21 protein-coding genes are annotated in these 24,300 nt (G+C 49.3%); 6 read left to right on the top strand and 15 right to left on the bottom strand.

All coding sequences use genetic code 11. The features are described 5' to 3' along the window. Nucleotides 1–69 precede the first annotated feature (69 nt). From pcoS to pcoA, 6 genes are read right to left on the bottom strand one after another with little or no spacing between them, the layout of a single operon-like run. Entirely contained in the window at nt 70–1,470 is a 1,401-nt protein-coding gene (gene pcoS, locus IMQ48_RS03795; RefSeq protein WP_196207969.1) for a copper resistance membrane spanning protein PcoS, read from the bottom strand. Continuing rightward, nucleotides 1,467–2,147 (bottom strand): copper response regulator transcription factor PcoR, encoded by a 681-nt coding sequence (pcoR, locus tag IMQ48_RS03790; protein WP_001188930.1) that lies wholly within the window; start codon nt 2,145–2,147, stop codon nt 1,467–1,469. The genes pcoS and pcoR overlap by 4 nt, the downstream gene beginning before the upstream one ends. A 54-nt stretch (nt 2,148–2,201) precedes the next feature. Next, a complete protein-coding gene (gene pcoD / locus IMQ48_RS03785; RefSeq protein WP_229692861.1) occupies nt 2,202–3,080 on the bottom strand; it encodes a copper resistance inner membrane protein PcoD in 879 nt (292 codons plus the stop codon). A gap of 55 nt (nt 3,081–3,135) precedes the next feature. Then, the gene (pcoC, locus tag IMQ48_RS03780) at nt 3,136–3,516 is read right to left on the bottom strand and encodes a copper resistance system metallochaperone PcoC (protein WP_000025662.1); all 381 of its coding nucleotides are present in this window, start codon (nt 3,514–3,516) and stop codon (nt 3,136–3,138) included. Between the two features lie 39 nt (nt 3,517–3,555). After that, a complete protein-coding gene (gene pcoB, locus IMQ48_RS03775) occupies nt 3,556–4,446 on the bottom strand; it encodes a copper resistance outer membrane transporter PcoB (protein WP_001378118.1) in 891 nt (296 codons plus the stop codon). Between the two features lie 5 nt (nt 4,447–4,451). Further along, nucleotides 4,452–6,269, bottom strand: a complete 1,818-nt coding sequence (gene pcoA, locus IMQ48_RS03770) for a multicopper oxidase PcoA (RefSeq protein WP_000925242.1) — start codon at nt 6,267–6,269, stop codon at nt 4,452–4,454. Between the two features lie 234 nt (nt 6,270–6,503). Here pcoA and IMQ48_RS03765 point away from each other — a divergent pair, with 234 nt between their 5' ends. Further along, nucleotides 6,504–6,953, top strand: coding sequence for a copper resistance protein (locus IMQ48_RS03765; RefSeq protein WP_001023257.1), 450 nt, complete (start codon nt 6,504–6,506; stop codon nt 6,951–6,953). Nucleotides 6,954–7,241: 288 nt separating this feature from the next. Further along, a complete protein-coding gene (locus IMQ48_RS03760) occupies nt 7,242–7,979 on the top strand; it encodes a peptidoglycan DD-metalloendopeptidase family protein (protein WP_000287501.1) in 738 nt (245 codons plus the stop codon). Nucleotides 7,980–8,012: 33 nt separating this feature from the next. Here the strand turns inward: IMQ48_RS03760 and IMQ48_RS03755 are convergent, their stop codons facing one another. The 7 genes from IMQ48_RS03755 to silC form a co-directional block, all read right to left on the bottom strand. Next, complete coding sequence (locus IMQ48_RS03755; protein WP_000843494.1) at nt 8,013–8,210, bottom strand: DUF2933 domain-containing protein; 198 nt, start codon at nt 8,208–8,210, stop codon at nt 8,013–8,015. 40 nt (nt 8,211–8,250) lie between these two features. Next, entirely contained in the window at nt 8,251–10,698 is a 2,448-nt protein-coding gene (silP, locus tag IMQ48_RS03750) for an Ag(+)-translocating P-type ATPase SilP (protein WP_196207968.1), read from the bottom strand. A gap of 126 nt (nt 10,699–10,824) precedes the next feature. Beyond that, nucleotides 10,825–11,265, bottom strand: coding sequence for a DUF411 domain-containing protein (locus tag IMQ48_RS03745; RefSeq protein ID WP_000758228.1), 441 nt, complete (start codon nt 11,263–11,265; stop codon nt 10,825–10,827). 86 nt (nt 11,266–11,351) lie between these two features. Next, the gene (silA, locus tag IMQ48_RS03740; protein ID WP_196207967.1) at nt 11,352–14,498 is read right to left on the bottom strand and encodes a Cu(+)/Ag(+) efflux RND transporter permease subunit SilA; all 3,147 of its coding nucleotides are present in this window, start codon (nt 14,496–14,498) and stop codon (nt 11,352–11,354) included. A 10-nt stretch (nt 14,499–14,508) separates the two neighbouring features. After that, entirely contained in the window at nt 14,509–15,801 is a 1,293-nt protein-coding gene (gene silB / locus IMQ48_RS03735) for a Cu(+)/Ag(+) efflux RND transporter periplasmic adaptor subunit SilB (RefSeq protein ID WP_196207966.1), read from the bottom strand. A gap of 112 nt (nt 15,802–15,913) precedes the next feature. Continuing rightward, on the bottom strand, nt 15,914–16,267 hold the full coding sequence (gene cusF, locus IMQ48_RS03730; protein WP_001246155.1) for a cation efflux system protein CusF: 354 nt from the start codon (nt 16,265–16,267) through the stop codon (nt 15,914–15,916). A 27-nt stretch (nt 16,268–16,294) separates the two neighbouring features. After that, nucleotides 16,295–17,680, bottom strand: coding sequence for a Cu(+)/Ag(+) efflux RND transporter outer membrane channel SilC (silC, locus tag IMQ48_RS03725; protein ID WP_000475509.1), 1,386 nt, complete (start codon nt 17,678–17,680; stop codon nt 16,295–16,297). Between the two features lie 189 nt (nt 17,681–17,869). Here silC and silR point away from each other — a divergent pair, with 189 nt between their 5' ends. The 4 genes from silR to IMQ48_RS03705 all read left to right on the top strand — a co-directional run bounded on the left by silR (nt 17,870) and on the right by IMQ48_RS03705 (nt 21,198). After that, on the top strand, nt 17,870–18,550 hold the full coding sequence (gene silR / locus IMQ48_RS03720) for a copper/silver response regulator transcription factor SilR (protein ID WP_196207965.1): 681 nt from the start codon (nt 17,870–17,872) through the stop codon (nt 18,548–18,550). After that, nucleotides 18,543–20,018 carry a copper/silver sensor histidine kinase SilS gene (gene silS / locus IMQ48_RS03715; RefSeq protein ID WP_196207964.1) on the top strand — a complete coding sequence of 492 codons (1,476 nt, stop codon included), beginning with the start codon at nt 18,543–18,545 and terminating at the stop codon, nt 20,016–20,018. Before silR ends, silS begins: the two co-directional genes overlap by 8 nt. 250 nt (nt 20,019–20,268) lie before the next feature. Continuing rightward, nucleotides 20,269–20,700, top strand: coding sequence for a silver-binding protein SilE (gene silE, locus IMQ48_RS03710; RefSeq protein WP_196207963.1), 432 nt, complete (start codon nt 20,269–20,271; stop codon nt 20,698–20,700). 147 nt (nt 20,701–20,847) lie between these two features. Continuing rightward, entirely contained in the window at nt 20,848–21,198 is a 351-nt protein-coding gene (locus tag IMQ48_RS03705) for a DUF305 domain-containing protein (protein ID WP_196207962.1), read from the top strand. A 167-nt stretch (nt 21,199–21,365) separates the two neighbouring features. On the opposite strand, the gene IMQ48_RS03700 is transcribed toward IMQ48_RS03705, so the two are convergent. Beyond that, entirely contained in the window at nt 21,366–23,192 is a 1,827-nt protein-coding gene (locus IMQ48_RS03700) for an AAA family ATPase (protein ID WP_196207961.1), read from the bottom strand. A gap of 563 nt (nt 23,193–23,755) precedes the next feature. After that, a complete protein-coding gene (locus tag IMQ48_RS03695) occupies nt 23,756–24,055 on the bottom strand; it encodes a helix-turn-helix transcriptional regulator (RefSeq protein WP_032705312.1) in 300 nt (99 codons plus the stop codon). Nucleotides 24,056–24,300: the final 245 nt, after the last annotated feature.

Genomic DNA, 24,300 nt, shown 5'->3' with positions numbered 1-24,300 from the left:
GCCTCTGTTTATCGCGTGACTGAACGATGACATTTTTGTCACCTTCCGGGTTTCTCCTGAATAACGGTATTAATCCATTAACAGACGCACACTGAACACAATTTCCCGCCCCTGCTGTTCTGCTGACAGCTCGCCGCCGTGAGCATGAATGATCGACCTTGTAATTGATAATCCCAGCCCCGCGCCTTCCGTGTTGTGGAACCTTGATGAGTCTGCGCGATAGAACCGGTCAAACAAACGTTCCAGATTAGCGGGAACCTGGCCGGACATCGTATTCGTAATCATCACGTTCACACAGTCACTGTCACGCTCAAGGTGTATCGCTGTACAGGTGTTATCGGGAGAATACTTGATTGCATTGGAAAGCAGGTTACTGAAAGCACGTCGGAGCATATCGCTGTCTCCGGCAACAACGCCCTCTCCTTCAACCGTGATTGTCTTTCCTGTTTCGTCTGCCAGGGGCTCGAACAACTCACGTAATTCATTCAGTTCGGCTGCCAGATCCACATCATGTTTATCCAGCCGCAGCAGACCATGCTCTGAACGTGCCAGAAAAAGCATGTCACTGGTCATTCGTGACAACCTTTTCAGTTCTTCCAGGTTAGCGAATAAAATTTCGCGGTAATGCGAAACATCCCTTTCCTTAGCCAGTGCAAACTGCGTCTGCATCATCAGATTACTGACTGGTGTGCGCAGCTCATGCGCGATGTCAGACGAGAAATCTGACAGTTTCCGGAATGCCCCCTCCAGGCGATCAAACATATTATTGAACTCCTGCATGGTCTCAGAGATTTCCGGCGGAGCCAGATCGGGATTTAGACGCTGATCCAGGCTGTGTACAGTCATGGAGGAAGCCAGACTGGTCATTTCCCGTAACGGTTTCAGACCAATACGTGTGGTCAGCCAGCCCAGAAAAACAGAAATAAAGACCAGACCGATATTGAACCAGAACAGCCAGGTACTGAGTTTGTCCATAAACAGGGTGTGATACCCAGTATCCGTGGCAACCGTAATGATGACATGTTTGCTTTTACCCTGTTCCGGCGTCACGGCAACCCGCCGCGAGATACTGCGGTACACGGTGTTATTTTCTTCCGTCTGGATCATATAGTCGAGAATATCACCCGACTTATTAAGCAGGACCGCTGGAACAACAGAATTTTTGGCATAGAGTTCAACAATTTTTTCATTTTCCATGTTTTTTATAGAAATGAATAAACCATTGTGCCCTACCATCGCATCGTTTATTTTTTCTGATAATGACTTAATATCCGTTTTGTTCCGGAACGTCTCTGTTTTAAGAAACTCTTCGGTGAGCTGAAGTTTACCTGTCAGAAAATCGCGGTCCTGATTATCGAAATAGCCATTAAGGGTGCTAATCAGGATAAAACTTGATAACCACCATACCGTAAGCATCACCGCAGAAAAAATCAGGCTCAGGCGTGTGGTCAGGGAAATTTTGAACCTCACTCTTCTCTGATCTCCAGGACATATCCGGCACCGCGAACGGTATGGATCAGTTTTGGCTCAAAGTCATCATCAATTTTACTTCTCAGACGTCTCACGGCGACATCAATCACATTCGTATCACTGTCAAAATTCATGTTCCAGACCAGGGACGAGATAAGACTCCTGGGTAACACTTCTCCGGTGCGTTGCAGCAGCAACTCAAGCAGAACGTATTCTTTACCGGTGAGATGGATCTTCTTCCCCGAACGGATCACGGTCCGGCGCACCATATCAACGGTCATATCGGCGATGGTGCAGACTGTTGCGGCCTGCGAGCGTGCCCGGCGCAGTAGGGTTCTTACACGTGCAACCAGCTCCGTAAAATCAAAGGGCTTAATCAGGTAGTCATCTGCGCCAAGCTCCAGTCCTTTCACTTTGTCCCGCACGTTGTCCTTTGCGGTTAAAAACAGGACCGGTTCTTCGTGCCCGGACTCCCTCAGTGCGCTGATGATTTGCCACCCGTCGAGGAAAGGCAGCATCACGTCCAGTATTATCAAATCATACTGTCCCTTCGACGCGGCCCCGAGACCATCGCGGCCATTATTAAAGAGATCGGCCTGATAGCCTTCCTCAACCAGTCCCTGCTGCAGGTAACGACCTGTTTTTTGTTCGTCTTCAACGATTAAAATACGCTGCATGGTCAACTCGCTGATATGAAAGTAAAAATCTCACGCATGAGCTTTGGCTGTCCCCTAGCTGACCTGAGACGGAGCAAGCATTCCGAGCCACGCTACGGCGCCCAGAATGATAATCGCAACAACGAATTCTGTCAGGATGCTGTTTCGCATCAGGGCAACGCTGCGATCATAATTCCCTTCCCTGACCATAACTTCAAGCCGGGGACCCAGGTGAAACCGGTTTGCTGCAGCCAGAAGAAGCATCAGAACAAACAGAGCCGTCTTGGCAAGCAATATCCTCCCCCAGGAACTGTTGAATAAGGGAGTTAAGTTACCCTCAGCAATATACAGATAGTTGACCAGCGCACTCAGGATCAGGGCTACAACAATCACCGTTCCTGCCGTGGCAAATTTTGCCAGGGAGTCAGATATCACAATGACGCTCTGTGCATTATGCTCGTTTCTGCGCATCAGCAGGATAGCAAATGCAACCAGAGCACCTGTCCAGGCACCTGCAGCGCCGAGATGGGTCAGATCGCTCAGTAAATGGAGATAGTAATGCAGACCGTCATGCATAACGGCGTGTCCTCCCCAGGCAAGTGTAGCCAGCGCCACGCCCCCACTCATCGTCATCAGCAGGCAGGACAATACTCTCTTATTAGTGTAAAGGAACAAAGCACCGAGTGTGGTAAACAGGGCACAGAGCCTGACAATCCAGCTAATACCCACATCAGTTTCTTCTATCACCATCTCGATAACATGGATGGATAATTCTCTGAGGTCAGTTACTCCACTCATGGCATTAGATACCAGGAGCATATTAATGCCAGTAAGAATGATGCCTGTAACAACAGCAAAGGTTATAAACGACCTGAAATTAGTCAGGTTATAGGTTTCATGTCTGACACCACTTATTCCATATATCTGAAAAAATGGCAATCCAAATATTACCATCAAATCCAGATAAAGAAGAAAACGAATAACAATCATAATCAGGTCGTTCATAATATTACTTCACTGTAAAGGTGTAATTACCGGTAATAGGGTGCGTATCTGAAGAAACCGCGCGCCAGTCAACACGATAAGTGCCAGCGGGTAAAGGCTCTCGCGGAATAATGACCATCGATTTAGGGTCAGCGCCTGGCGCCACTTTTGCCGCGACCGGCATCGGAGAATGTGATGACATGCCTTTCATACCCGTCATCGTTAATTTTGCACCTGAGAATTTCACGGTCAGATTTTCCGAGAAATTAAGCTGAATCTTTTCCGGGGCCGCTACGGCTGAATCAGCCTGTGGCACAGAGCTTTTTAATTCCGGATGGGCCATAGCAGAGAAAGCAACGCCCATAACGAGGCCACCTGTAAGAATGGCTTTATTTAAAATCGACATTTTATTTACCTGTTTAGTTGAGTGTTTTATATCAGTGCGTTAAAACCAGATTCTGGCTCCCGCCAGGAATACTACCTGATGGTCTTTCTCACCTTCTCTTTTCGCCATATCGGATGTTTTCCCGTAAAGTTGATTCCAGGAAACGCCTATATAGGGTGCAAACTCACGGCGTATTTCATAGCGCAGCCGGAGCCCCAGCTCTGTGTCAGTCAGTCCCCTGCCGCGACCCCGCGATTCATCATCCTGACTGTAGAAATTCACCTCATAGGATGGCTGGAGTATGAGCCGGTTAGTCAGTAAAACGTCGTATTCTCCTCCCAGACGAAGGGCTGCTTTTCCGCCATTACTGACAAAACCCGTAATTTCAGACTCAAAATTATAGAGTGCCAGCCCCTGAAAACCGACAGCAGCCCAGGTCCGGGCAGAAGCAGGTCTGAAATCCTGCCTGACACCCGCAACCAAATCCCACCATGGGCCAACCGCATGTCCCCAGAGTAACTGCGCTTCAGCCGCCTCCGTTTCCCCATTGCTTCGTTCACCTTCACTCTTTAGCCAAATCCGATCTGTGTCGCCTCCAATCCAGCTGTTAACACTCCAGCTGAAATTGTTGGTGTTATCCGACCGTTGCCATTCCAGTTGATCCAGCAGAACCAGATAATTAATCGCACTGTCGTGAATCGCATGCCCCTGTAAATTGCCGAATGCAGCCTTCCGGTCGGCATCGGTAACAGGCGGAATTGGCGTTCTGCTCTCAGTTACAATGGGCTCCATTGACGTCATCTCAGTGAAATTCTCATCTGCTGGCATCTGCATGGCAGACATGTCGTGCCCGGCGTGGGGATCTGCAGAGACGGAGCCCGCCGCAATAGAAAGCTGTGAGGTAAACAAACCGGCGACCAGAACAGGTATGGCCTTCAAATTTCTCTTCATTCGCATCATTCCTCCACCCGGACTTCACGAAACATTCCCATTTCCATGTGATAGAGCAAATGGCAGTGATACGCCCAGCGGCCAAGCGCATCTGCTGTCACTCTGTAACTGCGTTTTGTACCAGGGGGAACATCTATTGTGTGTTTACGAACCATGAAATTACCGTTTTCATCTTCCAGATCGCTCCACATACCATGCAGGTGAATGGGGTGAGTCATCATGGTATCGTTGATCAGCGTGATCCTGAGCCGCTCACCGTATTTCAGCAGCACCGGTGCGGCATCTGAAAACTTGATTCCGTTAAATGACCAGGCAAACTTTTCCATGTGGCCGGTTAAATGCAGTTCTATGGTACGGCCAGGTTCACGTCCGTCAGGATCCTCAAAGCGGCTTTTCAAATCCGCGTACGTGAGAACCTTTCTTCCGTTATTTCGAAGACCAATACCCGGATCATTTAATTTCGGAGAGACGCTCATCGCCTGCATATCAACCAGTGGGTTATCCGTTTCTGACGCAGGATGACTTTGCATACCCGGCATTCCGGCCATCCGGGAATGATCCATACCGGCCATGCTGCTGTGATCCATGGGCGCGGAGGATGTCCCGCTATCCGGAAGGTCAGCACCGTCCATAGACATCATCTCTCCGCTGTTATCCATGCCTCCCATCTGGCTGTGGTCCATTCCTGCCATATCATGTCCCATTCCCCCCATACCCATATCTTCCATGGTCAACAGAGGACGGGGATCGAGGGGGGGAACGGCAGCACTTAACCCCTCTCTCGTGGCCAGTGTCCCTCGAGCGTAACCGGTCCTGTCCATGGATTGTGCGAAGATGGTATAGGCCTCACCCTGAGGCTCCACAATGACATCATAGGTTTCGGCAACGGCAATCCTGAATTCGTCAACGGTAACCGGGTTTACATACTGGCCATCTGCAGCCACGACCGTCATTTTCAGCCCGGGGATACGGATATCGAAATAGGTCATTGCCGAGCCGTTGATAAACCGTAAGCGTATCTTTTCACCGGGACGGAACAGTCCGGTCCAGTTTTTCAGCGGGGCCTGCCCGTTCATGAGATAGGTGTAGGTGTAGCCACTGACATCCGCGAGGTCAGTCGGATTCATTTTCATTTCAGCCCACATTTTCCGATCGGCAATGGTGGCTGACAGCCCCCTGGTATTCACGTCGCGGAAAAAAGAGCCAACGGTTGGTTTATTGAAATTGTAGTAATCCGACTGTTTTTTTAATTTTTTCAGCAGGCTGTGAGGATTTTCATCGGTCCAGTCAGACAACATGACCACATGCTCACGATCGTAAGCAAACGGTTCTGGCTCCCTGGCATCGATGATAATGGCACCGTATACCCCCTCCTGTTCCTGCAGACCGGAATGGCTGTGGTACCAGTAAGTCCCGTTCTGCTTAACCTTAAAGGTGTAAACGTAGGTATCATCAGGCTCTATGCCCATAAAACTCAGCCCCGGAACACCATCCATATTGGCCGGAAGAATAATGCCGTGCCAGTGAATGGACGTCTGTTCATTAAGACGGTTTTTGACCTTCAGGGTAATGGTGTCACCTTCTTTCCAGCGAAGAACGGGCCCCGGCAGGCCTCCATTGATTGTTTTGGCCTGACGCTCACTGCCCGTGATATTGACGGCCGTTTCACCAATGGTCAGGTCAAACTGAGTACCCTGCAGGGATGCGGCAACTGGCAGGCTCAGACTGGAACGCGCATTGAAACTCCATACGCCAAGACTTCCGGCTACGCCAGAGAGGGTTAACCCCTTCAGGAAAGTTCGTCGAGACGTTTTCAACAGCATGCGCATTCCCTTATTTAAAGTATGGTTACTGACAGAATTCGAGAACCGATTTAAATTAAATTACTGGTTCATCCACTTACAATGAAATGAATCTAGCACACCTTAAGAAACAAATTCATTACAATCGTGTAATGTACATAGCTGTATTACATTTACGTCATCTTCCCCACAGGTTGATTATTTTTATATATGATCATAAGGACATCTTTTATGTACCTCAGAAGGTAATTACACATGAATATATTAATCACGACCACTGCGTTTACAGCTTTATTTTGTGGGGCAGCTTTTGCTCAGTCCAGTGATATTGCCCATGAAGCACATCGATTTGTTAATAATGCCTCAGCCGTCAGTCATGTGAATTCCTCGACGCATGAAAACTTACCGGACAGGGTTAATAAAAACAACACGCCCTCATTCTCTGAAATGAATGAACATGAAAGGGCCATTGTTGCTCATTCATTTATGAACAACAGCGCGTCCTATGCGCATCAGAAAATGATTGAGGAACATAAAAAAATGCTGTCCGGCAGTGATGCAAATTCAAAGACCTCGTCTTCTTCTTTTAACGAACTGAATGCCGGAGAAAAAGCCGCTCTCGTGCATGAGCAGGTCAATAATGCCGGTGCGGAAGCACATCAGACGCAGGCAAGAAAGCTTCGCGGGCTGTATTCGACCAGGTAACTGCAGGCGGGTTAGTGCTTAGCGTCAGGTGCGCAGCAGGGCTTTACTGACGGGTTACGTAGCAGGACATGAGCCCCATATTGCTCTGCCGTAACCTGTTTCAGTCCCGTTAATCATCACCGTCGGGCTGGTCATACAGTTCCCAGAGCTTCAGGAGCAAACGGGAAACAAGATATGTTACAAAAATGACGACCATCAACGGTGCTCCCGATTAACTGACAGATGACACGCCTCCTGAAAACCCCTAGCATACGCCGCAGTGTTCATGCTAACGGCGAATTCCAGTAAATGTATTCTACCGATGTCGTAAAAGAAAATGCCTACCTTTCAGCCACCCGCTCGGGGCTGGAATCGAACGAGATCGCTACTCTTCAGCGCTCCTTGCCTTCCCGGTTTAATCTGCGGCATTTGAAAAAAAATGAATCATTAAAACTCGTACTGCAAAAGAAAGCGGGAAAATCACGTGTCGTGGCCTATAAATTTACGTCCGGTTCATTTAATTACACGGCGTATCGTATATCAGATAAAAAGTTCTATAACCTTTCCGATACTTCCGGGAAAGGCAGTCTCGATTATCCGTTACCGGCCACAGCAAGACTCAGTTCGCCTTTCAATCCTGCAAGACTTAACCCGGTATCGGGAAAAGTGAGTCCCCATAATGGCATTGATTATTCCATGCCCATGAACACGAAAATAGTCAGCGTCATCGACGGAAAAATCACCCGGGCCGAATACAACAGTACCATGGGATATTTTGTTGAAGTAACGGGAAAAGCCGGTGTTAAAACTCGCTATCTCCACCTCAATAAAATACTCGTTACTAAAGGGGCCAGGGTTACACGGGGAGGTGCTATTGCGTTATCCGGTAACAGCGGACGTTCATCCGGTCCTCATCTGCATTACGAGCTGGTCATCAATAACAACCCTGTTAACTCTCTGGCGTTCCGGGCAGCGGCACCCGCTGATAACAAACTCGAACAGCATGCCTTTGCGCATGCCAGAGACTACGAACGATACCTGGACTGATAACGGGACCGCGACGCGGCCCCGTCTGCCGGATTAATTTTTTTTATCGTTTTCACTTCCGTGATGTTGATGATCTCCATGCCCTCCGTGGCCGTGGAAAAGATGCATTAGCGGGCAGACCAGCAATAACAGATATGGCCAGTAACCTGCCACATGTGACCAGTGTTCGCGCAGGAGGGCAAATGCCGCGATCGCGGCGACAGCAATAAGCGCATAGGTGGTACTTTTCATACTGGACTCCTTCTGTTCGTAACTGACCCTTCACTCAGTGTTATTTCCCGAGCCTGACACTTTTCAGACGCAACGCATTCACAATGACGCTGACGGAGGAAAGAGCCATGGCCGCCGCCGCAATAACTGGCGACAGCAGTATTCCATACACAGGATAAAGCAGACCTGCAGCCACAGGCACGCCAAGTGCGTTGTAGATAAATGCAAAAAACAGATTCTGACGGATATTTTTCATGGTGATCTCTGACAGATGACGGGCCCTGTTCAGTATCATCAAGTCGCCTTTGAGAAGGGTGACTCCGGCACTTTCAATTGCCACATCTGTACCCGTTCCCATGGCTATACCCACGTCAGCCGCTGCCAGCGCCGGGGCATCATTCACACCGTCTCCGGCCATCGCAACCACATGGCCAGACTCTTTCAGTCGGGTTATCACGGCTTTTTTGCCATCCGGCAGAATTCCGGCTTCAACCTCATCTATTCCCAGTTTCCGTGCGACTGCTTCAGCAGTAAGCTGGTTATCCCCGGTGAGCATAACAATGCGGATCCCCGCCTGACGCAAAGCTTTAAGCGCATCCGGCGTGGTTGTTTTCACGGGATCCGAGATAGCTATCAGGCCTGCAAGGTCCCCGTCTGTGGCCACATAGATAACGGTAGCGCCTTCCATCCGCAACGTATCCGCAACGGCCTTTTGATTATCAATAACGATACTGTTTTCCTGCATAGCCAGTTCATTACCAATAACAACCCGTTGACCTTCGACATCGCCTGAGACACCTTTACCCGACGGTGCATCGAAATGAGTGACTGCGGGTATTGCGATCCCCTTTTCCTGTGCTGCTTTAACTACTGCCATACCCAGCGGATGCTGCGAGCCTTTTTCCACTGCGGCTGTTACACGCAAAAGAGATGTTTCCCCACCCGGATTGAGACTGATAATCCCTGTCACCGTAGGCGAACCTTCCGTGAGCGTGCCTGTTTTGTCGACAACCAGCGTGTCCACTTTTTCAAGACGCTCAAGGGCTTCGGCATTCCTGATTAACACCCCGGCCTGGGCTCCTTTGCCCACCCCCACCATTATCGACATCGGCGTGGCCAGCCCCAGCGCGCAGGGACAGGCAATAATCAGGACCGACACAGCCGCAATGAGACCGTGCGCCATCCTGGGCTCGGGCCCCCAGACAGACCAGATCACGAAAGCAACAACCGCGATAAGTATCACCAGAGGAACAAACCAGCCTGAAACGCTGTCAGCCATTCTCTGGATGGGGGCACGCGAACGCTGTGCATCAGCGACCATCTGAACAATTCGTGAGAGCATTGTTTCATCACCGACTTTCTCTGCACGGATGATGAGACTCCCTGTCTGATTAATGGTCCCCCCGATGACAGGGTCACCCTCCGTTTTGGTAACCGGCATAGATTCCCCGGTCACCATCGATTCATCAACGGTTGTTTTGCCTTCGATCACAATACCGTCGACCGGAATACTCTCTCCTGGTCTGATGCGGAGCTTATCGCCAGGCAGAACATCTTCCGCATTAATATCCGTTTCATGACCGTCATGATCCAGCCGCCTGGCGGTTTTGGGGGCAAGATTCAGTAGTGCAGTAATGGCACCTGAGGTTTGTTCCCGTGCCCGCAGCTCAAGAACCTGTCCCAGCAGAACAAGCACCGTAATAACTGCTGCGGCTTCAAAATAAACGGCCACCAGGCCATCCATGTTTCTGAACGATGCAGGAAACCAGGAGGGGAAGACGGTTGCAATGACGCTGTACACCCAGGCTACGCCGGTGCCCATTGCAACAAGGGTAAACATATTCAGGGAGCGGTTACGTAACGACATTCCGGCCCGGGCGAAGAATGGCCAGCCACACCACAACACGACAGGAGAGGCCAGAAGCAGCTGCAGCCATGTGTTGTACTGTGGCGGTACTGTATTCCTCAAGGCGGGAAACAGATGAGATCCCATTTCGAGTACCAGAACCGGAAACGCCAGCAACAACCCCAGCCAGAAGCGTCTTGTCATGTCGCGAAGTTCATCACTTGGCCCCGTGGATGCCGTAGCTACGAGCGGCTCCAGTGCCATTCCACAGACAGGACAGCTTCCGGGACCACTGCGGCGTATCTCCGGGTGCATCGGACATGTCCACACACCTTCAGAATTCTCTTTTTCCGCCTGGTGGTGAGGCTGTTTTATCTGATCAGGGCTGACTTCGTGATGATCGTGGTGATGGTGATGGGAATGTTCACTGGCATCTTCGGTAAGATAACGATCGGGATGGGCTTTAAATTTACTCTCACAGCTGGCGGAGCAGAAATAAAGTTGATGGTCCTGGTATCGAATGCTGCTGTGCGCCCTGTCGGGCAGGATGGCCATCCCGCACACGGGATCTCTCACCTTATGCAATACGTGGCCCTCGTCCGGGGATAATGTCTGCTCAGAAGCAGTCTGGTTGTTGTGTTGCACTGCATTGTCATTTTTCACAGTAACTCTCCTTATGCATACCGAAGCATCTTCTGTCTTCAGGGTATGTCATGGATGCGATTACCACGAATATCGCCGGCACAGGAGTGCCTGCTACCGGCGTCCCGTTATCAGCCGTTCCGCTGACTATTCGATTCGCTGGAAGACTTTTTTACTTCCATCCGGTGAGAATGCGATAACATCGTAAGCCTCTTTTCGGGCTCCCATCTCCATTCCAGGACTTCCTGCTGGCATACCGGGGGTGGCGAGACCGTATATACCCGAACCAGACTGCATTGCCTTATGTATCGTTGTCGCAGGCACATGGCCTTCAATGATCAAATTACCGGCAACCGCGGTATGACAACTTCGTAGTCCTGCAGGAATAGCATGCTTTTCTTTCAGGGCTGACAGCGCCTGATCATTCATGACGTGAGTTCGTACTTCAAACCCGTCTTTTTCCATCGCTTTGCCCCACAGGGAACAACAGCCACAGTTTTCAGATTTGTACATATCAATCACTTTTTCACTCGCCATCGCGGGTAGTGAAAGGCCGAGAGCCAGCGCCATTAGAACCACTTTTTTCATACTCACCTCTGTATATTATCGATATAAACCCTGACGTCAGGGTGAATCAGTAAAGAAGGACACCCACAGGGGGTGCCCTTTCAGGTTCAGGACACGCTTTTTTTATGTCTGCGCAGCCAGATTAATTTGTAGGCGGCAGGAATAATGAACAGGGACAGCAGCGGAGCCGTGATCATCCCACCAATCATGGGTGCCGCGATACGGCTCATGACTTCTGAACCTGCACCGGTTCCCCAGAGTATTGGCAGCAGACCCGCAATGATCACCGCCACGGTCATGGCTTTCGGCCGGACACGCAGTACGGCACCATGATAGAGGGCTTCATCAAGGCCTTCCGGTGTGAACGTCTCTTTACGGGACAATTCCGGGTGCGCTTCAATGGCATGACGCAGATACATCAGCATGACCACGCCAAACTCTGCTGCCACCCCGGCCAGGGCGATAAACCCGGTTCCGGTCGCCACTGACATATGGAAGCCCTGCCAGTACAGGAACCATATCCCGCCAACCAGGGCAAACGGCAGGCTCATCAGGATCAACAGGGCTTCATCAACCCTGCGGAATGCCAGATATAACAGGATGAAGATGATCATCACCGTCATCGGTACCATCAGTTTTAATTTCTTATTGGCGTGCTCGAGTAATTCAAACTGTCCTGAGAATGCCACACTGGTCCCCGGTCTCAGTTTCACTTTCTCACTGATGGCCGCCTTAATATCGTTCACCACCGACACCATGTCCCTGCCGCGGGCATCAACATAAATCCAGCTGGCTGGCCGGGCATTTTCGGTTTTCAGCATGGTTGGTCCGGAAACGACCTTAATATCGGCAACATCGCCCAGCGTAATTTGCTGCTTCATTGGGGTCAGGATTGGCATCTCTCTCAACGCCTGCGGACTGTTACGGTAATCCTGCGGATAGCGAATGTTAATAGGGTACCGGGCCACGCCTTCAACCGTCTCACCCACCATAGCCCCACCGATTGCTGAAGAGACGAACAGCTGGACGTCGCCCACAGTCATCCCGTACCGGGAAGCTTTTTCCCGGTTAATGTCCACATCAATATAACGTCCACCTTCCAGTCGTTCAGCCAGTGCGGAAACCACATCAGGTACGGTTTTAGCGACTGCTTCGATACTCTGTGCTGTTACATCGATATCCGACAGAACAGTACCCGATACCTTAATACCTATCGGACTTTTAATGCCGGTTGAGAGCATATCAATACGGTTACGGATAGGCGGTACCCAGAGGTTGGCCAGACCCGGTAAACGGACGGTCCTGTCGAGTTCTTCAATAATCTTGTCAATCGTCATGCCTGGACGCCACTGATCCTCAGGTTTCAGTTGGATGGTGGTTTCCATCATTTCGAGCGGAGCAGAATCCGTGGCGGTCTCAGCCTTACCGGTCTTGCCAAAAACTGAGGCCACTTCAGGCACCGTTTTGATTAGTTTGTCCGTGGTCTGTAAGAGCGCAGCAGCTTCTCCAGGAGACACGCCAGGTAACGTTGACGGCATATACAACAGGTCACCTTCGTTAATCTTCGGTAAAAACTCGCCGCCCACCTGACTCAGTGGCCAGATAACAGTGAAAATGGATAAAGCCGCAACCAGCAGGGTTGTTTTTGGCCAGTGTAGTACCCTGAGCAGTAACGGGTGATACGCTTTAATCAGCAACCGGTTCAGTGGGTTACTGGTCTCAGCAGGAATTTTCCCGCGGATCCAGAACCCCATCAGAATAGGGATAACAATGATTGCCAGTATGGCTGCACCCGCCATGGAATACGTTTTTGTAAAGGCCAGCGGACCAAACAGACGCCCTTCCTGCCCTTCCAGGGTAAAAATAGGAATGAACGATAATGTGATAATCAGCAGGCTGATAAACAGCGCTGGACCCACTTCAACGGAGGCGTCAGTGATAACCTTCCAGCGGGTGGCATTATCAATCTGTTCCCCGGGATGCTGATGGTCCCACTCCTCAAGCCGTTTATGCGCGTTTTCGATCATGACGATGGCGGCATCCACCATCGCTCCGACGGCTATTGCAATCCCTCCCAGCGACATAATGTTGGCATTCAGCCCCTGGAAGTGCATGACGATAAAGGCGATACACAGGCCAAGTGGCAGAGAAATAATCGCCACCAGGGCAGAACGGACATGCCAGAGGAACAGTGCGCAAACGACAGCAACAACGATAAACTCTTCCAGAAGCTTGTAACTGAGGTTGTCAATCGCACGATCGATTAACTGGCTGCGATCGTATGTCGTTACGATCTCCACTCCTTCAGGCAGGCTTGCCTTCAGCGTGTCCAGTTTATCCCTCACCGCCGTAATGACTTCGCGTGCATTTTTGCCCGAACGCAGGATCACCACTCCGCCAGCGACTTCGCCCTGACCGTTAAGCTCAGCGATACCACGCCGCATTTCCGGTCCCATTTGTATGCGGGCAACATCACGCAGGTAAACAGGTACTCCATTTTCCCCCGTTTTCAGGACGATATTTTTGAAATCATCAATAGTCTGAAGATAACCGCTGGCCCGGACCATATACTCTGACTCAGCAATTTCAACAGATGAGCCACCGGCTTCCTGGTTAGATGAGCTAAGAGCTTGTTTTACTTCTGGCAGACTGATGCCGTACTGCGTCAGTTTTACCGGGTCAAGCTGGATCTGATACTGCTTAACCACGCCGCCTACGGATGCAACTTCAGCGACATTAGGAATGGTTTTCAGCTCAAACTTCAGGAACCAGTCCTGCAGAGAACGCAGTTCTGAAAGGTCGTGTTTTCCGCTGCGATCGACAAGGGCATATTCAAAAATCCAGCCCACACCCGTGGCATCAGGACCGATTTCAGAACTCACACCAGCAGGCAGTTTTCCCTGAACCTGATTCAGATACTCCAGCACGCGAGAGCGCGCCCAGTACAGATCGGTGCCGTCTTCAAAAATGACATACACATACGAATCCCCGAACTGTGAAAAACCACGCACGGTTTTTGCGCCAGGCACGGACAGCATGGTGGTGGTAAGCGGATAGGTGACCTGGTTTTCTACAATCTGCGGGGCCTGGCCGGGATAGCTGGTTTTGATAATGACCTGCACATCTGACAGGTCAGGCAAGGCATCTACCGGCGTGTTAATAATCGTCCATGTTCCCCAGATGCTGAGAAACAGGGCCCCCATCATGACCAGGAAACGGTTGGCGACAGAGCGCCGGATAATCCATTCAATCATCGTCGTCTCCTCAGTGCCCTGAATGCATATTTACAGGCTGGTCAGACATTGCTGGCATACTGCTTTCTGTTTTTTCAGGGTGGCGCATACGTTCCAGCGCGCCCGTAATATTGGCTTCGGAGTCAATGAGGAACAGGCCACTGACCACCACGGTATCGCCTTCATTCAGGCCGGAGCCGATGCCGGACTGTTGCTGTGATTCATGCAGAACGTGGATCTGTTTCGGCACAAACTTGCCTTCATCATCAACAGTAATCACGCGCTGTTCTTTGCCGGTATCGATAACGGCCTGGCTTGGTATCAGCAGCATCTCCTGGCTCTTGGTATTCAGTTTGAGATAGGCATTCATGCCCGGTTTGAGAAACTCATCCTTATTAGAAACCTGGAGACGGACCTGAAGCGTACGGGTTGTCTGATCCACGCTGGGAAGAATGTTCCATTTTTCGACATGGAATGTTTTATCCGGATAAGCCGGTACCGAAATTTCAAACTGCGACGTATCTTTCAGCAGATAGGCGATAGATTCTGGCACTGCAGCGCTGATCCAGACCGGGTCCATCCCCTGAATCTGAGCCACCACCTTATCTTTCGAAATATTCATGCCGGTGCGCAGGTCAAATGCAGTAATGACACCATCAATAGGTGCTTTAATGGTAAAACGGGTCTGGATTGTGCGGGTTGAACGCAGCCTTTGAATATCCTCTTCCGGCATACCGGCCAGACGAAGCCGTTCCAGAACCCCTCTTATCTGGGTTGGCGTACCGCCTGTACCGGATAACAGCAGGAATTCACTTTGTGCCTCAACCCATTCAGGAATGGTGATATCGATAAGCGGAGTGCCTTTCTTCACATGATCGCCAATCGTCAGGGGATACACTTTTTCGACAAAACCGTCAGAGCGTGCCTGCACAATGACAAACTGATACTCGTTGTAACTGACATTCGCCGGGATCGTCTGAGAATAATTCAGCATTCCGCGCGTGACTTTTTGCGTTTTTAATCCCAGGTTCTGAACCTGCGTTGGGTCAATACGGATCCCGCCATTGCTTTTCTCGTCGCTTTCATCAGCATATTTAGGCACCAGGTCCATATCCATAAAGGGAGATTTTCCGGGTTTATCAAATTTGGTATCCGGTTTCATCGGGTCATACCAGAAAAGTACCTTTTTCTCCGGTGCCTTTTGTTCTGTTTGTACTGTTTTATGTGATGAGTTTACAAACTGCCAGGCAGTAACCGATATCAGCCCTCCTGCTATGAGGCTGCTGATAATTATTGCAGCATATTTTATCTTTAAAGAAGCCATACAATTTCTCGCTGAAAAATCAAAACACCTGGCATATGCGCCCGATTATTCATTCACAGCAATCTCTTAATGAATGTTCAGCCGCACTGGATGTAATCGCTCCGGATGTCAATCAGGATTGCGTCACGTTAATGCTTTTGAGTAAGGAGATATTGCCCTGCTGAATAAACGAGAAATCGACATGGTTGCCTGTTTTCAGGGCATTAATAGCATCGTCTGCATTAACAAAAGTAAAGCGCATGGTCATTGCAGGCCAGCCCACCGCTGGAATTGCTTCATGCGAAATGGTGATTTTCTTAGTATTCATATCAATGTCTTTAACGACACCGGTGCCCTTGATAACTTGCTGTACCGAAGCATCACTGGCAGTATTCATATCGCCATGCTGATGTGTTTCAGCATGAAGACCGGCAGAAAACATGACAGAGAAGGCACCAAATAAAACGGCTTTAAGTGAATTACGCATTTTAATTTCCTGATTAATTAAATAAATTTACTCTACCCAACCGCCACCCAGCGCGGTAAACAGATTAATTTCGTTAACCTGCCGGGAATAGGTAAGATCGAGAATGGTTTGCTGGGTAGCGAAGAGGGAACGTTCTGCATCCAGCACTTCGATGTAACTGACAGCACCACTTGCATACAATCCTCTGGCACGCTGGAGAGTTATCTGAAGTGAATCAAGATAACGCTGCTGTGACTCAAGTTGCTGGCTAAGGCTGTCGCGCAGCGCAAGCGTGTCGGAAACATCCTTAAAGGCTGACTGAATTTTTTGTTCGTAATTAACCACCGACTGTTGCTGGCGAATTTCAGCCAGCTTCAGATTGGCTTTATTCCTGCCAGCATTAAATATAGGAATTTCAATTTTAGGGATAAAATTCCACATTCCACTTCCTGACGTAAACAGGCTGGACAGCTCCGTACTGCTTGCGGAAAGACCACTGGTCAGGGTAATGGAGGGGAAAAAGGCCGCTCGTGCTGCGCCAATATTGGCATCAGCCGCTTTCAGCTGATATTCCGCTTCCATAATATCCGGTCGCTGCAGCAAAATTTGTGAAGACAGATTTGGTGGTAATTTTACTGGTGCGATCTCCCCGCCTTTCATCCCTTTTTCTGACGGAAGTGCGCGGTACGTTCCCAGCACCAGTTGCAGGGCATTGTTTGCCTTAGCCAGATCGCCTTCTCGTTTGGCTATTTCGGCGCGGGTACTTTCGATTTGTCCCCTGGCCTGTTCAAGAGCCAGAACGTTCGTACTCCCGGTCACGAGCTGTTGCTCAACGAAAGCATAGGACTGTTGATAATTTTTCAGCGTTTCCCGCGCAATACGGAGTTGTTCGTACGCCAGTTGCTGGCTGAAATAACTTTGTGAAACGCTGGAGACCAGCAGGATGTGTACGGCCCGACGGGCTTCTTCGCTGGCAAAGTAGTTCTGGCGATCAGCGTCACTCATGTTCTTAAGTTTGCCGAAAAAATCGAGCTCATAGCTGAGTTCCAGACCCGCGTCGTACTCCTGTGTGGTCGGCTTGTCGCCTTTCAGACCACCGCTGTATGTGATCCCGGATGAGGCATTCAGCTGGGGATAACGATCTGCATCCGTGACGTTGAACTGGGCCCGGGCCTCTTCAACCTTCAGGGCAGCCATTCTCAAATCGCGGTTATTATTCAGAGCTTCAGTAATCAGCCGTGTAACCTGGGGATCGACAAAAAAGTTACGCCAGCCCGTATCCTGATAACCATTCACTGCTGGCGTCAGGCTGTTTCGGGACAGTGAAAACTGCTGGGGTACCGGTGCTGCCGGGCGCTGATATTCAGGTGCCAGAGAGACACAACCGGCCAGGATGAATATCGTGCTAATGCTGAGTAATTTTAATTTGAACATAACGCTTCTCGTCCAGGCAGACCTGGTAAATGGTTCAAATGAAGTCCAGAGTATTGATAGGGGTACTTTACCGAACGCTCTCTGTTTGTCGGGTGACAGGATAATGACAATGTTGTCATTTTTGCTGTAATCCGTTGATAACGATCGTGGGCGCAATAGAATGACCTTAGCAGCCAGCCGGGGAGCAAGATGAAAATATTGATCGTCGAAGACGAAATTAAAACAGGTGAATATCTCAGCAAAGGGCTTAGAGAGGCAGGGTTCGTAGTGGATCACGCTGATAATGGTCTTACCGGATATCATCTCGCCATGACAGCCGAGTATGATTTAGTCATTCTGGACATCATGCTGCCTGATGTGAACGGCTGGGATATCATCCGGATGCTGCGCACTGCCGGAAAGGGTATGCCGGTCTTACTGCTGACGGCCCTCGGCACGATCGAACACAGGGTCAAAGGACTGGAACTGGGTGCGGACGATTATCTGGTTAAACCCTTTGCGTTTGCCGAACTGCTAGCCCGGGTGAAAACCCTTCTGAGGCGGGGAAACACGATGATCACGGAAAGCCAGTTTAGGGTGGCTGATCTCTCGATTGATCTCGTATCCAGAAAAGTCAGTCGCGCCGGAAACCGCATTGTGCTCACCAGTAAAGAGTTCAGCCTGCTGGAATTTTTCATTCGCCATCAGGGAGAGGTTCTTCCCCGTTCCCTGATTGCCTCTCAGGTCTGGGACATGAATTTTGACAGCGACACTAACGCGATTGATGTCGCCGTAAAGCGACTCCGCGCTAAAATAGACAACGATTACGAGACAAAGCTGATCCAGACAGTCCGGGGCGTGGGCTATATGCTGGAGGTCCCGGATGCATAGCAAACCTTCCTGGCACCCTTTCTCACTCGCCCTGCGGCTGACCTTTTTTATCAGCCTGTCCACGATACTGGCTTTTATCGCCTTCACCTGGTTTATCCTGCATTCTGTTGAAAATCATTTTGCCGAGCAGGATGTCAGCGATCTTCAACAAATCAGCACCACACTGAACCGTATACTCCAGTCCCCGGTAGATCCAGATGAAAAAAAAGTAAGCAAAATAAAGGAATCGATTGCCAGCTACCGCAACGTTGCCCTTTTGCTCCTCAATCCCAGGGGTGAGGTGCTCTTTAGTTCAGCGCAGGGGGCAGCACTACGCCCGGCCGTGAATTCAGCAGATTTTAGCGAGCACAGCCACGCACGGGATGTCTTTCTCTGGACGGTGGAGGATCCTGCGAGACCGATGGATACCGGGTCTGAAATGAAGATGGAAACATACCGGATTATCGCCTCCTCTGGCCAGGCGATATTTCAGGGCAAACAGCAGAACTATGTCATGCTGACTGGCCTCTCCATTAATTTCCATCTCCATTACCTCGATGCGCTGAAAAAAAATCTGATTGCGATTGCCGTCGTGATAAGCCTGCTGATTGTTCTGATCATTCGCATCGCTGTCCGTCAGGGGCACCTGCCCCTTCGTAATGTCAGCAATGCCATTAAAAGCATCACCTCCGAGAATCTTGATGCGCGGCTGGAACCGACACGCGTTCCCATTGAGCTGGAACAGCTGGTTATCTCGTTCAATCATATGATTGGAAAGATTGAGGATGTCTTTACCCGCCAGGCCAATTTCTCTGCCGATATCGCGCACGAGATCAGAACGCCCATCACCAATCTGGTGACGCAGACTGAAATCGCACTGAGTCAGGATCGAACCCAGAAGGAACTTGAGGATGTCCTCTACTCCAGTCTTGAAGAGTATAACCGGATGACCAAAATGGTCAGCGACATGCTGTTCCTGGCGCAGGCGGACAATAATCAGCTTATACCTGACAGGGTCCGGTTTGACCTCAGAGCAGAAGTCATGAAAGTCTTCGAGTTTTTCGAAGCCTGGGCCGAAGAACGCAATATCACGCTCAAATTTAACGGGATGCCCTGCCTGGTTGAGGGAGATCCACAAATGTTCAGAAGAGCGATCAATAATCTGTTATCCAATGCCCTGCGTTATACCCCGGAGGGACAGGCAATCACCGTCTCAATAAGAGAGCAAGAGAGCTTTTTTGACCTGGTGATTGAAAATCCGGGGAAACCAATCCCTGAAGAGCATTTATCAAGGCTTTTTGACCGTTTTTATCGGGTGGATCCGTCCAGACAACGAAAAGGAGAAGGCAGCGGCATCGGCCTTGCAATTGTGAAGTCAATCGTGGAAGCACATCACGGAAGAGTGCAGGTGGAATCGGACGTACGCTCAACTCGTTTTATCTTATCCGTGCCCAGACTGGAGCAAAGGATTCCGGAGCCCCAACACTGAGAATAAAGATTTAAATGACAAAGATGTCATTAGCCTGTCATGCAGCAAACAGAAGCCATTCGATATAATTAGTGCAACTTATCAGGAAGGCTGGATTGCTTCATCAATACCCGGCGTCAGAGTACGCCAGGAAATGAATATCCAGCCAACTCCCGGAGAAATAAACACTGCCGAACTTGTTTCAGTTATGGAAATGAAAATATAGGTTGTGCTTCCCCGGACATCACTAATTCAGAAATGGAGAGTTATCATGAAAAATATCGTATTAGCATCTTTGCTGGGCTTTGGTTTAATTTCTTCGGCCTGGGCCACTGAAACCGTGAATATCCATGAGCGCGTCAACAATGCACAGGCTCCTGCTCACCAGATGCAGTCTGCTGCTGCTTCTGTAGGGATTCAGGGTTCCGCCCCCAGTATGAACGGTATGGATCAGCATGAACAGGCCATAATTGCTCATGAAACCATGACGAACGGATCGGCGGATGCGCACCAGAAAATGGTGGAAAGTCATCAGAAGATGATGGGAAATAACACTGTACCCACGACCGTCTCGTCAACGTCTTACGCCGCGATGGATGAGCATGAAAGAGCAGCGGTTGCCCATGAATTCATGAATAACGGTCAGTCCGGCCCACATGAGGGCATGGCCGAAGAGCACCGCCGCATGATCAATGCAGGCTGAATGCGATTGTAGTATCCGTGCTTTTACCCTTTCTTTGATAGATTATTCCTTAACCGGATATGTTGCTACTTTTTTGCCCCCATCAGGGGGCTTTTTTATCTGACTTAGCTACAATTAACCGGTACCTACCTGAAAAGGATTTATTATATGAAAATCAAAAGCTCCCTTTTTGTTATATTAATCTTATCCCTGCCAGCCATTTCCGCAGAACATTCGGAAATGAAAATGTCAGATATGCACTCGTCGGCATCGTCACAGGAATATATGTCGGGCATGAAAGACATGCATGACAAAATGATGGCCGCCGTTAATGAGCCCAATCCTGACAAGGCCTTTGCAAAAGGTATGATCGCTCACCACGAAGGAGCAATAGCAATGGCTGAGACCGAGCTTAAATACGGTCAAGACCCCGAAATGAGAAAGCTGGCGCAGGACATCATAAAAGCTCAGAAAGGTGAAATCGAGCAGATGAATAAATGGCTTGGCAGTCATAAATAAAGATTGTAAAACCGCTTCGTTAAACGTAATTTTACACCACTTCCGGGCAGTGAGCCTGTTAAACGTTGAATAAGTAAAACCCGATTAATTTCGGGTTTTTACTACTCTGTACTCCGGTCCTTTGTTGGGGACCGGAATATATGCACCTGAGATGCTTATTTAATACATTATTTCGTCATGGATACAATGTCGCTCAGGATCTCAACCAGCTCGCTTCTCTCCTGCGTTCCGTCATGATAGATTGATCTTGAGATGATTCTTTCCGATGTCATCTGAGGCCAGAATTTATCTAGTACATTATCGGGTTTCATTCCCACAGCCCGGCCGATTATTTTTTTAGCATCACAGGTGTCCGTAAACGTGACGGCTACACCAGTAATTTCCTCGATAAGATCCGGGCACAGATAGTTTTCTATCTCACGTTTGCGCGTAGCGAAAAATACCTTACCGGCCTCCTCTACTTCTTTTTTACGCTTCTGGATGGACAGAACCTGTGCAGGGTCTCCCCCAATATCGGAGTCCAGAAATACGCACCAGGGAAGCCCCAGATCGTTGGCCAGATTCAATGTAACCCAGTGTTTGACGCTACCACACCCTCCTATGAGGACTGGCACTATTTTCACGTCCTCCAGAGAGGCTGGCAGCACACCTGACTGTTTTAATGAACTGGCCGCATGCCTCAGGAAAGTAACATCCGACTTTCCCTCTACCAGAACAATCCCCTGCGCCCTTTCCATACCGGTCTCTGGCAGCACCCCCAGGCTTTCAGTGGCTTCCTTCAGCACTGCGTCATCCGGCATTTTTACTACGGGTTCACCCGCCTCATTTCGGGTAACATAACGTACGCCTTCGACAGGGATCAATCCGGCCAGCGCCGGGACATGGGTGGTGACGATAATCTGACGGTGCGGCTGGCCTGCCAGTGCCAGTAACGCTTTCATCAGCATCATCTGATAGTTCGGATGCTGTGACGTTTCAGGCTCCTCTATGGCATAAATCACATTTCTGGGCGTCCCCGCGACATTCTTTTCAGCCTCAGCCCGAAAAAAATTCAACAGGATAAGCCTCCTTATCCCGCTGCCGCGCTTATTGATGGGGATGCCATTTTCCCCGTCCAGGGTGAAATTGAAGGTCCACTTGGGTTTCTCCTTAAATCGTGGAGTCAGTTCACTGGCGAGTTCGGGGGCCATTTCACGTAATTTATCCAGCGTTCTCTGTGCGACATCCAGGACGCTGTCCTGAATCTCATTTTCCAGCGCTGTAATTTTGTCCTGCAGCGCAGCCTGAGCGTCTTTTACGGCCTGCTGTAAGGGGTTTTTAGCTTCGGAATCCCCGTCGCTGCTTTCCCTGTCGGCTTTGAAAATCGCATACGTGGGCAGCAAATCGAGGATCTTACCCCATAATGATTTTGTGTCGGTTCCGAACTCTTTATCGACATCCAGCATAATTTCCGAACAGGTATAGGGGGCTGCGGCTTCCCTGATGGCCTGACGCCATAACGATGCAGTGCGTTTATCCGCCACATTTTTTTCAACTTCTTTTCCCACCGCCTTGAGCTCAGAAATTTTCATGCCCAGTAAATTTCTCAGGGGCTCCTCATCCGGGTGGATGCAGCGGATGCAGGTCTGCTCCGGTTTTCCTGAGGTCGTTGCTTTAAACGTTTTGACGATTTCAAAATTGCCGTCTTCATTCAGCAGATGTTCTGAGGCGAGCGTGGTCTGCACCCTGTCGTCGATCATGATAAAATCGGGCAGGTCATCAAATTCACAGGCTATTTCAAAACGGCCGTCCCCTTCTCTTAGGCTGAAACAGTTCATGTCATTCTTGTCAGCCTTCATTCCTTCTGTTTCAAAAAAAATAGCCAGCGCTTCCAGAATCGTTGATTTCCCAAAGTCATTACGACCGACAATACCCGTCATGCTTTCATCAATAATGATTTCAGTAGAGTTTCTGTAGCCTCTGAAGTTTTTCAGTTTTAATTTTCTGAGCCGCATATGAAGTCCTGTGTGTAAGAAAGCGTTTTGCTGCAACCTGAATACAAAATATATTTTCAAATGCCTGCCAACATGCAGGGATAACCGTTATTCAGAATATCTTAACGACATTTCGGGATTATGATCTGGTCGCGCTTTCAGAACTTTACTGCCCCTCAAAACACCGGAAACTAACTTGTGGTTGGTTACATGGCAAAGTTAAAACTCCAGAATCACGGGTAATGATTTCAATGCTTATTATATTTTTTGGAATTGACTCATGAGCTTTATGATTTAAATGATAATAATAATCATTCTTTTATGCGTAATATTTGCTACTGACACTGATGAATTTAAAAGAAGATAGATTTTCATTTACGGCTTATTTCCTAAATTCATCGATAATGTGATCGACATAAAATTTTCACTGAAGAATGAAGAGATAATTTAAGGCCGAGCGAAATAGCTCAAAATGGTGTATTTAACATAACAGAAGAAATGAAAGGCTTTATAGCAACCTGATACTTCAGGCCGCTAAGGGGTTAATCTTGCTGCAGAAAAATTAGACCGGGAAGCGCCTGGCGTCACCATTTCTCCCGCCTGGCTGGAAGTGAAGAATCATTGTGCATAGCTCCGTATTCGGGCTTTGCATCTGACAATGGTTCCCTGGATGAAAGTACGATCTCCACTCCAAGGACGCTGAACACCCTAAACAAACGCTCAAAACCCGCACTTGCAGGGTTGGCCTCCAGTCGGGCATAAGTTTGCTGTGTTATACCCAAACGTTCAGAAACATCTTTTTGCGTCAGTCCATTGGCTTTGCGAAAGCCGATTAAAACAGGACGTAACTGATTCAAGGTCTTCAAAGCGTATTGAGTGTTCATAAGTGACCTTCCGTATCGACGGGTTAACAAGCACAACGCAAGGAATTACAGCATATAGGCTGTAATGCTCATTAACAGACTATAGGCTGTAATACGAATCTTGCCAAGATGCGGCATCTTTCAAATACAAGGCCGTATTGAGTAAGCAGTACACCGTTATATAGCACCCCTTGCCCCTTTGCTGGAGAGGGACCCACGTGATCGCAGGTCTTTTAGACGTTGTTGCTAACCGGCATCATACACAG

The organism is Citrobacter sp. Res13-Sevr-PEB04-36 (genome assembly GCF_015672735.1).
GTDB lineage: Bacteria > Pseudomonadota > Gammaproteobacteria > Enterobacterales > Enterobacteriaceae > Citrobacter.
This window is presented reverse-complemented; position numbering and strand designations above follow the sequence as displayed.